General features: G+C 66.1%; 10 protein-coding genes. All 10 read right to left on the reverse strand.

What is annotated here, in order from left to right:
- Window positions 1–86: 86 nt before the first annotated feature.
- Window positions 87–1,313, reverse strand: a complete 1,227-nt coding sequence (locus ACM9HJ_RS25890; RefSeq protein ID WP_416574681.1) for an MFS transporter — start codon at window positions 1,311–1,313, stop codon at window positions 87–89.
- A gap of 264 nt (window positions 1,314–1,577) precedes the next feature.
- A complete protein-coding gene (locus ACM9HJ_RS25895) occupies window positions 1,578–3,968 on the reverse strand; it encodes a TonB-dependent receptor (RefSeq protein WP_416574682.1) in 2,391 nt (796 codons plus the stop codon).
- 50 nt (window positions 3,969–4,018) lie between these two features.
- Window positions 4,019–4,714 (reverse strand): class II aldolase/adducin family protein, encoded by a 696-nt coding sequence (locus ACM9HJ_RS25900; RefSeq protein WP_416574683.1) that lies wholly within the window; start codon window positions 4,712–4,714, stop codon window positions 4,019–4,021.
- Window positions 4,711–4,962: a hypothetical protein gene (locus ACM9HJ_RS25905; protein ID WP_416574684.1), complete on the reverse strand. Its 252-nt coding sequence runs from the start codon at window positions 4,960–4,962 to the stop codon at window positions 4,711–4,713. The genes ACM9HJ_RS25900 and ACM9HJ_RS25905 overlap by 4 nt, the downstream gene beginning before the upstream one ends.
- Window positions 4,959–5,780, reverse strand: coding sequence for a hypothetical protein (locus tag ACM9HJ_RS25910; protein ID WP_416574685.1), 822 nt, complete (start codon window positions 5,778–5,780; stop codon window positions 4,959–4,961). Before ACM9HJ_RS25910 ends, ACM9HJ_RS25905 begins: the two co-directional genes overlap by 4 nt.
- Window positions 5,781–5,785: 5 nt before the next feature.
- Window positions 5,786–6,652 carry an alpha/beta fold hydrolase gene (locus ACM9HJ_RS25915; RefSeq protein ID WP_416574686.1) on the reverse strand — a complete coding sequence of 289 codons (867 nt, stop codon included), beginning with the start codon at window positions 6,650–6,652 and terminating at the stop codon, window positions 5,786–5,788.
- Complete coding sequence (locus ACM9HJ_RS25920; RefSeq protein ID WP_416574687.1) at window positions 6,652–7,497, reverse strand: alpha/beta fold hydrolase; 846 nt, start codon at window positions 7,495–7,497, stop codon at window positions 6,652–6,654. The genes ACM9HJ_RS25915 and ACM9HJ_RS25920 overlap by 1 nt, the downstream gene beginning before the upstream one ends.
- 5 nt (window positions 7,498–7,502) lie before the next feature.
- A complete protein-coding gene (locus ACM9HJ_RS25925; RefSeq protein WP_416574688.1) occupies window positions 7,503–8,264 on the reverse strand; it encodes a dienelactone hydrolase family protein in 762 nt (253 codons plus the stop codon).
- 11 nt (window positions 8,265–8,275) lie between these two features.
- A complete protein-coding gene (locus tag ACM9HJ_RS25930; RefSeq protein ID WP_416574689.1) occupies window positions 8,276–10,465 on the reverse strand; it encodes a hydantoinase B/oxoprolinase family protein in 2,190 nt (729 codons plus the stop codon).
- 127 nt (window positions 10,466–10,592) lie between these two features.
- Window positions 10,593–12,686 carry a hydantoinase/oxoprolinase family protein gene (locus tag ACM9HJ_RS25935; protein WP_416574690.1) on the reverse strand — a complete coding sequence of 698 codons (2,094 nt, stop codon included), beginning with the start codon at window positions 12,684–12,686 and terminating at the stop codon, window positions 10,593–10,595.
- Between the last annotated feature and the right edge of the window lie 58 nt (window positions 12,687–12,744).

Genomic DNA, 12,744 nt, shown 5'->3' on the forward strand with positions numbered 1-12,744 from the left:
AGTTCAAAACGGATCAAGGCCGGCACCAGGGGGGGCTGGCAGCCGGCCTCGACTGGACAAATCCGGGGCTCGAGCCCGTTCCCGTCTCAATGCGCGATGGCACCCCCGGCATGCAGGCGCGAACCGGCCATATGGGCCAGCGCCAGCAGCGCCCCCCCGGCCAGCAGGGCCAGCGGCACCATCAGCAGCACCACCTGATCGCCCGTGGCCCCGGCGCCGATCATCTGTCCGGCAATCAGCGGGCCGGAGATGGCGCCGACGCGCCCCGCCGCCACGGCGGCTCCTACCCCGGTGCCCCGCGTCTGGTCGGGATAGACCTTGGGCGCCAGGCCATAGAGCGCGAACTGCGCCCCCAGCACCAGGAAGCCCGCCCAGAAGGCCAGCACCAGCAGCATGTCCATGTCGCCGGCCAGCGACAGCAGATACATGACCAGCGCCATCAGCAGGTACCCCGTGGCCATCGGCCCGCGCGCACCGTACCGGTCGCACAGGAAACCGGCGATGATGGACCCGAAGATGCTGCCGATATTCAGCACCAGCGAGGTCAGGAAGGCCTGGGCCGGCGGAAAGCCCTTGGCGATGATCAGGGTGGGCAGCCAGTTCAGCAGCAGCGACAGCTGCAACAAGGTCAGCGCGAATACGATCCACAGCATCAGGGTCGGTCCCGCCTGCTTCGCCCCGAACAGGGCCTCGCCGATCGGTGTGCGCACACCCTGACCACGTGGCGCCACCCGCTTGGTCTCCGCCATGAAATACCACAGCGCCGGGACCACCAGCAGCGGCAGGGCGCCGCCGACGATGAACAGCCCGCGCCAGTCCATGCCGCCGGGCGCCAGCTTGGCCATCAGCGATACGATGATGCCGCCCACCGCCAGCCCGCAGGAGATCGACGCCACCGTTATGGTGACCCGTGCCTTGGCCGTCACTTCCGACGCGATGGCGATGACATTGGGGAAAGTGCCGCCCAGGCCCAGGCCGGTCAGCACGCGCAGCACGAACAGCGAATGATAATCCCACGCCCAGCTTGAGACGAGTGTGGCCGCCCCGAAGGCCAGGACCGACCCGACCAGCACCGGCTTGCGCCCCACCTTGTCGGCCAGCCGCCCGCCGGCCAGCGCCCCGATGGCCAGACCGATCAGGCTGGCACCGAAGGCCCAGCCGATCTCCTGCGGTGTCAGGCCCAGTTCACGCGTCAGCTGCGGGGCCGCCACGCCGATGACCTGCAGGTCGAACCCTTCCAGCACCGCCACCAGGAAGCAGAGAAGGATGATACCCCGGCGGGCACCGGTGGGGATTTCCTGTTCGCTTTGCATGTTCCTCACCCTTGTCCATCCGCCCAAGCGGCTGTGACTTTTTTTGAGGAGACCATGGCACATACATACCATGGTCTCCACCAGATGTTTGGTCGCTTCATCAGTCGCCATCCCGTTTTGGGAGACTTCCGCAAAACTCTCGGGGCACCGTCGTTGCCACTCTCTCCACCGTCACCCCGGCGAAGGCCGGGGTGACGGTGGATATTGCGAAAACCCTCATGGCCCAAACTTCCACAAGGGATAAGCAAGGACTGGCTACGATCCTCAAAAGCTCCAAGTCAGCGACACGCCATATTCCGCCGGCCGGCCCGGGGAATGGGTCAGCGTGGCCAGCGTGTTCTGGCGGCCATTGGTGCCGGTGGTGATGTAATATTTGTCGAAGATGTTGGTGCCGAATGCCGCCACCTTCCACTGCGCGCCGCTGTCATACTCGACCCGGACATTGGCCACGCCATAGCTGGGCAGCTTCACCGAGTTGGAAGTGGAGTTGTTGGAATATTGGCTGCCCTTGTAGGCGTAATTGGCGTTCAGGCTGACATCGCCCTCGCCCACCGGGATGCTGTACTGGGCACCCAGCGTATAGGTCCATTCCGGCGACCGGGCCAGCGGCTGGGCCCAGCAGCGGTCGAAGGTCAGGGCGCCGCCGGGGCAGCTGGCCGGGTCGAACAGCGGGCTGCCGGTGGGCAGATCGACATATTTGATCTTGGTGTAACCGACATTGGCGTTCAGCGTCAGACGCTCGATGGGCGCCACGGCGAATTCGCCCTCGAACCCGTCGATCTCCAGCTTGCCGGCATTCAGGAACAGCACCTGCAGGGCGCCACGGGAGAAATCGGCAAGCTGGACGACCAGATTGTCGTATTTCATGTGAAAGCCGGTCAGGTTGGCGCGCACCCTTTTGTCGAACCATTCCGACCGCACGCCGGCCTCCAGATTCTTCACCGTCTCCGGATCGAAGGAGGTGATGGTGGGTGCGGCCGTGCCCAGCGTGACGATATCGACATTGAAGCCACCGGACTTGAAGCCCTTGGAGTAGGTGGCATAGGTCATCAGCGCGTCCGTCCACTGGTAATCCAGCGTCAGGCGGTAATCGATGGCGTCCCAATGGTTGGCATTGGTGCGCGGCGAGCCGCCCGCCGGCAGGGCCGGGGTGAAGATGCCGACCTTGCTGATGAACACATCCTTGTCGTCATAGGAATAGCGCGCACCCGCCGTCACCCGCGCCTTGTCGGTCAGGTCCAGGGTCGCCTGGCCGAAGGCGGAGTAGCTGTTGGTCTTCAACTGCACATTGGCGTCGAAGCCGTTGCAGCATTCCACGCGGCCGGCATTGACCACCGCCTCACGCAGGAAGCGGCGTTCGGCCGGGGTTTCGTGGAAGTAATAGAGACCGGCCACCCATTCCAGCCCCTCGTGGCTGCCCAGCAGCTGGAGTTCCTGGGAGATGCTGTCCATCTCGTTCAGGGTATAGTTGGTCTGGGCGCCGAACAGGCCGTAATCGCCCTGGTCGATGTCGGTACCCTTGTTGTAGCCGGTGATGGAGCGCAGGGAGAGCGCGTCATTGATATCGATGCCGATATCGGCCGACAGGAAGGTGTTCTTGGTCTTGCGCGCATCGTCGCACAGGCTGGCCTGCGGCCTTGAATTGGGCACCAGATTGGGCGCATCGCCGAACTTGGCCGCATTCAGCGCGATCTCGTCCATGATGCAGCTATCCGGCACGGAATAGCCGTCGGGGGTGACGAAGCGCGGATCGTCGGCCACGATGGGCGTCTGGCCCTTGGACGCCAGATAGGCGTTGTAGGCATTGACCGCCGCGATGGGGAAACCCGACGCCTGGCGCAAGCCGACACCGGCGATCACCGTGGGTGAGCCGTTGCTGCGGTTTTCCGTATAGGCGGCGGTCAGGTCGATCAGCACATTGTCGGTGGGCTTCAGGCGCAGGGCGCCACGGATGGCGTAATCATCCTGATTGCCGCGCGTGCGGTCGGTGCCGATGACATCGACATAGCCGTCACGCTTGAAATAGGCACCCTGGCCCCGGAAGGCCACCTTGTCGGAAATGGGCACATTCAGGATGCCCTCGATATCCGTGCGGTCATGGGAACCATAGGTGCCGGTGATACGGCCTTCCAGCTCATCACTGGGCTTGCGGGTGATATAGCGGATGGCACCGCCCGTGGTGTTGCGGCCGAACAACGTACCTTGGGGGCCGCGCAGCACCTCGATCCGCTCCACATCCAGCAGGTTCAGGATGGCACCCGTGGAACGCGGGTAATAGACATCGTCGACATAGAGCCCGACGCCCTTCTCATTGTTCGCACGGCCCGATGTCTGGCCGACGCCGCGGATGGAGAAGTTGGGGGCGGAATTGCCGACGGGGGCCGACCCGCCGATGGACACGTTGGGCAGGAAGTTCTGCAGGTCATCCACCGAACGCACATTGGCCTTTTCCAGCGCATCGCCGGAGAAGGTGAGGATGGAAAGCGGGGTGTCCTGAAGCGATTCCGACCGGCGCTCCGCCGTCACCACGATCTCTTCCAGCAACGGAAACGGATCGGCGGCGGGTGCTGCCGTCTGGGCCTGTGCGGCCCCCGCGGCAGCCAGCAAAGCCAGGGCCGACACCGTATATCTCTGCATCCAGACCATCTTGCCCATTCTTCTTCCTCCCTCTGTCTTGCCTTATGGCATTGTTTGCCGATGAAAGCTCAGGCGTGCGTGTCCACCCGTCGCTTGAAATAATCCCAGGCGCGCCGCGCCGGCACCTCGGCCAGGATGGCGTCGAAGCTCAGTTCGACCTCCCCGTCGCTGAGATAGCGGACGGGGCCCAACTGGCGGGCCTTCAGGTCCAGCCCGGCATTGACCTGCAGGTAGACGGCCATGATCACCGCGGCGCGCAGGCTGTCGCCCACCACCACCCCGCCATGACCACGCATCAGCACGGCCCGGCCGCTGCCCAGCCGGGCGGCCAAATCGCGGCCCTGTTCGATGTTGGTGACCAGCAGCGACGTCTCCCCGAACCGGTCGGCGATGTCCCAGACGGGCACGGTGCCCAGCGGCCCGGCGACATGGATCAGCGGTCGCACTTCCGTGCCGGTGACCCCGAAGGGGATCAGGTCGTGGGCGTGGGAATGCACCACCGCGACCACATCCGGCCGCTGTTCATAGATGGCGGCATGGATGAAGCGCTCCAGGTACGGCGCGCGGGTATCGCCATCCGCCGCCTGCCCGTCCGGGCCGAAGACCATGATGTCGTCTGGCGTCACAAGTTCCGGGCTGACGGAACGGGACAGCAGGAAATGGCCCGGCCGGTCGGGATGGCGCAGGCTGACATGGCCGAACGCATCCACCACGCCTTCATTGGCCAGAATGCGGTTAGCCAGGGCCAGATCCTGCCGGCTCATGTCAGCCCCCGCCGTCGATATTCCCCGACATAGCGCACGCCCAAGGTGCCGGCGAAATTGCGGACCAGCAGCGGGTGCAGGCCCCATTCATACAGCGTGGCCACGTCGCGCGCCGCCAGCACTTCCCGTTCCTCCGCCGTCATGTCATAGGCGGTGAAGGCCTTGGCCGGCTCCTCGGCGAACGCCGCCTGCAGGTCGGGTTCCTTGTCGAAGCGGAACAGGAACTTCTCCAGGTCGCGGCGGCTCATGACAGGATCTCCGTCACGGCGATGCCGGTATTCCACATGGAAACGGGCTCGTACGCGATCTCCCGCGCCCCCGTGGCGTTCACGGCCCCGGCGGCGGCCAGCCAGTTGCGGATCTCCGCGGCCCCGTTGCCGGCACCGTTGATCACCCAGTCGCTGTCGAACGCGGCGATCTCGTCCAGCCGGCCGGCGGTGAACAGGTCCAGGAATTGCCGGTCGAATGCCGTATTGATCGTGCCGGTCTGCGGCGTGCCGACCCAGTGGGACAGGCCGCCGGTGCCGACAATCGCCACCCGTTCCGCCACACCCTGCGCCCGCACCACATCACCCAGCGCCCGGCCGAAAGCCAGGGCGCGGGCATGGCTGGGCAAGGGGGCGACGGTGCAGTTGATATAGACGGGCAGGACCGGCACATCCCAATCCTGCAACAGCAATTGCAGGGGGCAGGAGAAGGCATGGTCCAGCTTCACGTCGCGCGCACCTGCCGCGTCGAAGCCGGCATCCACCAGCCCCGCCTGCACGGCGGCGCCGAAGTCGGCAATGCCGGTATAGTCGCGCTTGGGCACCCCGAATTCGCCCCAGCCCTCGAACCGGTCGCCGGTACCGATGGAAAAGATGGGCAGGAACTCATAGCCGTAGGTCAGGAAATGGTCGGTGGCGATGGTGACCAGCACGTCCGGGCGCGCCGCCTTCAAGGAGGCCGCCAGCGTGCGGAACCCGTCGAAGACCCGCTCGGCGCGGGCCTCGTCGGCCCCGCCATCGGGAAGGCGCATCATGGCGCCGGTATGGGCCGTCGCAGCGGCCCAGACGAAGCTGCCCATGGCCCTCACCCCTTCAGGAAGTCGATGATCAGGCGGTTGACGGCGTCGGCCTGCTCGAACTGCGGCCAGTGCCCGGCGCCTTCCACCAGGGAGAAGCTGGCATTGGGCATGATCTCCGACACCTTCTTGGCCACGGTCCAGGGGGTGGTCGGGTTATGGTCGCTCCAGATGATCTTGGTGCGGATATCCAGCCTGGACAGCTGTTCCTCATCCAGCAGATAGCGGCGGTTCTCCTCGCCCGGCTGTTCCTCCACCATCTTGGGCATGGCGGCCCGGCTGTCGGGCAGCATGAAGAAGTGGAAGCGGGTATCCACCAGTTCCTCGGTGGCGACCTCCTTGTTCCACATCAGCCATTGCAGCCGTTCCTTGACCTTGTCGCGGGTCGGCGCCTCGCTGGCCTTCTTGGTGACGCTCTTCACCTGCTGGTGGATGCGGGCACTCTCCGCCTGGCTTTCCGGATCGCTCAGCAGAAAGCCGGCCCCGGTGATGGAGATCAGGGAGGCGACGCGGTCGGGATAGGCCTGGGCGAAGTTGAACCCCGTCCAGCCGCCCAGCGACTGGCCCACCAGATGCGCCTTCTCCGCCCCGACGGCATCCATGAAGCGCTTCAGATGCTCCACGAACAGGGGCGCGTGGTAGGTCACGTCCAGCGGCTTGGCGCTCAACCCATGGCCGATGGCGTCCATGGAAATGGCGCGAAAGCCGGCCTGCCCCAGCGGCACGACATTGCGGATGAAGCCCTCGGCATGGCCGGACAGGCCGTGCATCATGATCACCGGCATGCCTTCGCCCGCCTCGATCACGCGGGTGCGCCAGCCGCCGGCGTCGTAATATTTCACTTGCGCGCCCAGGGCGTCGGTCCAGAAAGACATCATTCTCTCCCGTCTTTTAGAAAGTCGCCGATCAGGCTGTTGGTCCTGTCGGCCTGTTCGTATTGCGGCCATTGCCGTGCACCCTCGACCACCGCCAGCTGCGCATCGGGGCAGGCGGAGACGGCGCGGGCCACGATCTGGCCATCGGTGTTTCCGTCGTTTCCCCGGATGAACAGGGTTGGCATCGACAGGCCGGCCAGCCGTTCAGGGGTCAGCAGGAAGGGGCCATTGTCGGCCTGGCGCACCTTCAGATGCACCGCCCGCGCCGCCTCCGGCTGATACAGCGCCAGTCGGGTGGCCAGGATTTCCGGGTCGACACTGTCGGGATCGGCCAGCAATCCCGACAGCCGCTTGCGCACGGCCTCCAGGGTCGGTTTCTCGAACGCCTCGCCACCGGCCTTATAGGCCTGGGCGATCTTCGGATCGGCCAGCCGCTCGGCCTCCGCCTGCAACCCCGCCGGTTCGATCAGCACCAACCTTTCCAGCAATTCCGGCCGGTTCAGGGCCAGCCAGGCCGCTGCCCAGCCCCCCAGGCTCTGGCCCACCACATGCGGGCGGTCCAGGCCCAGGGCCTTGATCGTGTCCGCCACATGGGCGGCCAGCCGGTCGATGGTGTAATCGCCGTCAAAGCCTTCCGTCAGCCCATGGCCGGCCAGGTCGATGGCGTAGACCGTGAACCGGACCGACAGCGGGCCGATGGTACGGGCGAAGGTTTCCAGGTGCCCGCCGCGACCATGCAGCAGCAGCAGCGGCGCCCCCTGGCCCAGCCGGACATAGCGGGTGCGAAGGCCACCGGCCTGCACGAACCCCACCTCCCCGCCCAGCATTTGCGTCCACAGGCTCATGGCGCCTATCCCAGATGCTGGTGGAAGAAGGTGACGAAGCGCTGGAAGGTCAGCGCCGCCGCTTCCGGCGAATAGCGTTCCAGCGTGCTGTCCATGTAGGCGTGGCGCGCCCCCTCATAGAGGTGGAAATCCACCGGCTGGGGGCTCTGCGCCAGCAGCGCCGCCCGCAGAGCCTGCGTCTGCTCCAGCGGGATCGCCTCGTCATTCGTGCCGAAATGCAGCTGCAACGGGCACTGGATCTTCGGCGCCAGGGTCAGGCGGGAGCGCTCCTGGCCATCCGGGGAATAGGCGGCCGGCAGGATGGGCAGGGCATAGAGGATGACGGCGCAGGCCAGCTTGTTGGGCGTGGCCGCCCAGGCCAGCGAGGTGCCGCCGCCCAGGCAGTAACCCAGCGTGCCGATGCGGGCTGGATCGACGTTGGGCTGGGCCGCCAGGAAGTCGAAGCCCGCCTGCATGTCGGGCACCGCCGTCTCATCCTTCGCGGCCAGGAACGCCTTGCTGCGGCGTTCCTCCGGCGTGGTGTAATCCTGGGGCGGGCGCCCGCCGATCCGGCTATAGGGATCGACGGACAGCACCACGAACCCTTCCGCCGCCAGACGGCGCGTTTCCGCCTGGCGATGTTCGGTGACGCCCAGATTTTCCGGGGCCGTGACGATGGCCCCCCAGGGGCCGGCACCCGCCGGTTCGGCCAGATATCCCCGGATCGTGTCGGTGCCGTTGGGGAAACTCACGCAGCGGCCGGTGACGGGATAGGTGGGGTTGCTCATCATCCCCTCCCTCAGGCCGCGATTTCGATGTCGAACAGGCTGGCCTCGCCCCGCCGCTTCACCTCCACATCCAGCAAGGTGCCGCAGCCGGGGCAGGCATGGCGCACCACCTCCAGATCCACATGCACACGCACACGGGGGCCCAGATCCTCGGCACTGGCCGGGGCATGGGCGGCATAGTCCTTCCAGTTCTCATCGGCGGGTGCGATGACATGGCCGCAATTGCAGACGAAGTAATTGCGGCCATCCTCCAGCCGCAGGATGCGGGCCACGTCGCCGACGATGGCGGCCGCTTCGGCATTGCCATGCACATGCGGCACCTGCGCCAGCTTGCGGGTCACCGGCCAGGACAGGCGCTCCTGGCGGATGGCATCACGCTTGGCCGCCGTCGCCGCCTCATCCACATCACCCGACCCATCCAGGACGACGCCGAAGATGTTCAGGGCCGACGCGGCGGAGAAGGCACCACCCGCCACGTCGCGGGCCACCAAGGCCGGCTCCCGCCCGATCGGATCGCCCCAGCCGCCGCCGGCGGTCGGGTTGCACTCATACACATCGTTATGGGTGAATTCGAATTCCGGCGGCTTGGCGGTGAAGGTGGTTTCCTCGCCGATCAGCCCGTTCATGCTGTCGGGGAACACGCCGCCTTCCATCAACTCGCGGATATTGGAATTGCGCAGCAGGCGGCGATGGTTGCAGCCGCTGGGATAGCCGCCGAACAGCCCGCGCGAGGTCGGCGACTGATATCCATGGCAGGCCACCAGCGATTCAACCTCATGCACATCGTGCAGGACGAAGGCAGCACCCGCCGCCAGGCCGCCGGCATTGCGGCCGGGACCGGAACTGTCGGTGATGATGCGCCGGTACATGTAGAGCACGGGCAGCTTCAGCTCCGTCGCCTCGACATTCGGCGCGCGGCCGGCGGTGATGTTGCGCTGGCCCGACACGGTGATGCCGTCGCGATGGGCATAGGCGCCGCCGCCCGACAGCATCACCTCCAGGATGGGGGCCGTCGCCGGCTCGCCATACTGGTTCTTGCCATGGATATGGAACAGGTCGGGGCCGCTGGCGGGAGCCGCCTGCGCCTCGCGCACATAATCGGGGTGGCTGGCCAGCAGCTTGGACATCACCTCCGTCGTCGTCACCTCCACCAGCCACATGGCGCCCAGGGGGCCTTGTGAGCAGGGGGCAGGAAACTTGCAGGAAACCACCGACCCGTCGCGCGACAGCACCTCCAGCGGGCGCAGCAAGCCGTCATTCCAGGGCAGGTCGAAGGCGATCAGCGGCAGGATGCCGGCATAGATGCCGGCCAGCAGACCGGTGCGCGTGGCATTGACGAAGCCCGGCGCCTGATCGTCGGAACCGGTATAGTCGAAGATGATGCTGTCGCCCTGCTTCCGCAGTTCGACATGGATCTTGTAGATCTTGTTCTCGAACCCGTCATGGTCCAGGAATGCCTGGGCGCGGAAGATGCCGTCGGGCAGCTCATGCAGGCGCTTGCGCATCTTGGCTTCCGACAGGTCCATCATCCCGTCCATGACGGTCAGGACCGTGTCGACGCCATACTTGGCCACCGTATCCAGCACGCCCTTCACGCCGGTGTTGCAGGCGGCCATCAGCCCCTTCAGGTCCAGGCTGATATTGATGGGCAGGCGCGACATGCCGGTGATGAAGTTCAGCACATCGGCCCGCAATTCACCCCGGTCCACCAGCTTGACGGGCGGGATCAGGATACCTTCCTGGCGGATATCCTTGGCCATGGAGGCGAAGCTGCCCGGCACCATGCCGCCGACATCCAGCTGATGCGCACACGCCCCGGTCCAGCCGATGCGCTGGTCACCCACGAAGATCGGGGCCAGGATGCCGATATCGGGGCAGTGCAGCGCGCCCTTGTGCGGGTGATTGACGATGAACATGTCGCCGGGGCGGATGCCCGGGTTTTCCGCGCAATCCTCGATCACATGCTTGACCATCAAGGACAGCGAGGCGGCGTGGAAGGTCACCGTCCGGCCCATGGTCGCCACCTCGCCGAAGGCGCGGTAGAGGCCGGTATTGAAGTCCGTCGCCTCGTTCACCAGGGTAGAGCCGGAAACGGCGGCCAGGGTCGCGGCCTGCTCGTCGGTGATGGACAGGAGCCGGTGGCGGATCACCTCGAAGGTGATCGGATCGACATCCTGGGTAACGTAGTTGTAAACGTCCATGGGTCTGGTCCCCGGTATCTGGAGCGGCTTTCAAGCCGCTTCGGCGGCGACTGCCGCCGCGCCGCACGTGCGGCGTGAAGCCAAGCCGCGGATGCGGCGCCGGCGCTTGAGGAAACGAAAACGAGTGTCAGGCGGCTTGCGACGTTCGGATGATGATGTTGCCGTAGGGCTCCATCTCCGCATTCTGGTCGGGGCCGACGACGATGGTCGTGTCCGGCCGCTCGATGATGCAGGGGCCGGCGACGGGCCGGCCGGGGCCGATATCCTCGCTGCGATAGATCGAGGCGGACAGGAAGCCACGGCCGTAGAAATAGACCTCGCGGGCATCGATGGGCTTGTTGGAGCGGTTGGTGCCATCCACCTTGCGCGGCACCGGCTTGATCACCGGCGAGGTGCCTTCCACCCGGACCACGGAGAATTCCACGCCGGAAATGCGCAGCGCGGTGTTCTTGCCATAGACCCGCTCATACTGTTCCTCGAACCGGTCGACCAGGGCGTCGATGCCGGCCGCGTCCAGGGCACCGTCAGGCACCGCCACGCTGATCTCGTGCACCTGCTGGCGGAACCGCATGCCGATGAAGCGCTTGATGGTCACGCCATCGCCCAGCGCCTCGACGCAGCGCACGGCCAGGCCGTTCAGGCTGTCATTGATCCGGGATATGTCCACATGGTCGGACGCACGGCGGAACCGGGCCGGGGCATGCTGGCCCAGCGCCAGGGAGAAGGACCGGTGCCGGTCGCCGGTAACGGTGCCATAGGCGGAATGGGCCGGGCCGGTATTGGGGATGATGATGGTGGCGATGCCGGCAGCCTCGGCGAACTGGTGGGCATGGGTGGCCCCCGCCCCGCCATAGGCCATCAGCACGAAATCGCGCGGATCATAGCCGGCACGCAGCGTCACGCGGCGCAGCAGGTCGGCCATCTGGTTGTTGGCCACCTCGCGGATGCCGGACGCGGCCTCCGCAACGCTCATGCCCAGCGGTTCGGCCACATGGTCGCGCACCGCCTTGTGCGCCGCCTCGATATCCAGGCGCATCTTGCCGCCCAGGAAATATTTGGGATCGATGATGCCCAGCACGACGTCGGCATCGGTGATGGTCGGCTCCACCCCGCCGCGCCCGTAACAGGCGGGCCCCGGCGTGGAACCGGCACTCTCCGGCCCCACGGTCAGATGGCCGTCGCGCACCCGGGCGATGGATCCGCCGCCGGCACCGATGGCCGTGACCTTGATCGACGGCAATGCCACATGGAACCGCCCCTCCTCACGCACCGTCTCCAGCAGCGGCTGGCCATTGACGATCAGCCCGACATCGAAACTGGTGCCGCCCATGTCGGCGGTCAGGACGTTGGGATAGTTCAGCAATTCGCCCAGCTTCTGCGACGCCAGCACGCCGCCGGCGGGGCCTGAGGTCAGCAGGTTCGCCGCCTGGAACGCCGCTTCCGATGCCGGCAGCACACCACCACCGGATTCCATGATGGAGATGGGACCGTCGAACCCGTGGCCCCGGATCGCCTTCTCCAAGCCATTGATATAACGGTGGATGACGGGGCCCAGATAGGCGTTGATGGCCGTGGTCGATGCCCGCTCATACTCCCCGATGATCGGCACCAGGGAGGATGAGGTGGTGACGAACACGCCCGGCGCCTCTTCGGCCACCAGTTCCGCCAACCGGCGCTCATGCGCCATGTTGCGGAAGGACCAGAGCAGACTGATGGCGATGGATTCCACGCCGTCTTCCACCAGCTTGCGGATGCTGGCACGGGCCGCATCCTCGTCCAGCGGTACGATGATCTCGCCCTTGTAATCCACCCGCTCGACGATACCGGCGGTCAGCGACCGGGGCACGATGGGATCGGGCAGGCGGCGGACGGAGAAATGCGAGATCTCATGTGCCGCCATGCCGACCCAGCCGCCCATGGCGCGCTGGATGCGCAGCGTATCCTCGAACCCGCGGGTGGTCAGCAGGCCGGTCTTCGCCCCCTTGCGCTCGATGAAGGCGTTGGTGGCGGCCGTGGTGCCGTGGGAGAAATATTGCAGCCGGGCGACCAGTTCCGCCGGTGCCAAACCCAGCGCTTCCGCCGCCAGGTTCATGGCGTTCAGAACGCCCTTGGTGCGATCCTCCGGCGTGGTCAACGCCTTGAAGATGCGGATGTCGCCATCGTCCGACAACAGGACCAGGTCCGTGAACGTGCCGCCGATATCCGTACCGATGTAGGACAAAGAAACCCCCTATTCGCTCGCCAGCAGGCCTTCATCGCAGCGCTTGGGCTGCGGGGCC

Source organism: Niveispirillum sp. KHB5.9 (genome assembly GCF_048066115.1).
Classification (GTDB): domain Bacteria; phylum Pseudomonadota; class Alphaproteobacteria; order Azospirillales; family Azospirillaceae; genus Niveispirillum.

What these genes read in the sequence shown, in the direction of transcription:
- ACM9HJ_RS25930 (WP_416574689.1), bottom strand. Translation starts at nt 10,465, where the DNA reads ATGGACGTTTACAACTACGTTACCCAGGATGTCGATCCGATCACCTTC.
- ACM9HJ_RS25915 (WP_416574686.1), bottom strand. Translation starts at nt 6,652, where the DNA reads ATGTCTTTCTGGACCGACGCCCTGGGCGCGCAAGTGAAATATTACGAC.
- ACM9HJ_RS25900 (WP_416574683.1), bottom strand. Translation starts at nt 4,714, where the DNA reads ATGAGCCGGCAGGATCTGGCCCTGGCTAACCGCATTCTGGCCAATGAA.
- ACM9HJ_RS25920 (WP_416574687.1), bottom strand. Translation starts at nt 7,497, where the DNA reads ATGAGCCTGTGGACGCAAATGCTGGGCGGGGAGGTGGGGTTCGTGCAG.
- ACM9HJ_RS25895 (WP_416574682.1), bottom strand. Translation starts at nt 3,968, where the DNA reads ATGGGCAAGATGGTCTGGATGCAGAGATATACGGTGTCGGCCCTGGCT.
- ACM9HJ_RS25925 (WP_416574688.1), bottom strand. Translation starts at nt 8,264, where the DNA reads ATGAGCAACCCCACCTATCCCGTCACCGGCCGCTGCGTGAGTTTCCCC.
- ACM9HJ_RS25890 (WP_416574681.1), bottom strand. Translation starts at nt 1,313, where the DNA reads ATGCAAAGCGAACAGGAAATCCCCACCGGTGCCCGCCGGGGTATCATC.
- ACM9HJ_RS25905 (WP_416574684.1), bottom strand. Translation starts at nt 4,962, where the DNA reads ATGAGCCGCCGCGACCTGGAGAAGTTCCTGTTCCGCTTCGACAAGGAA.
- ACM9HJ_RS25910 (WP_416574685.1), bottom strand. Translation starts at nt 5,780, where the DNA reads ATGGGCAGCTTCGTCTGGGCCGCTGCGACGGCCCATACCGGCGCCATG.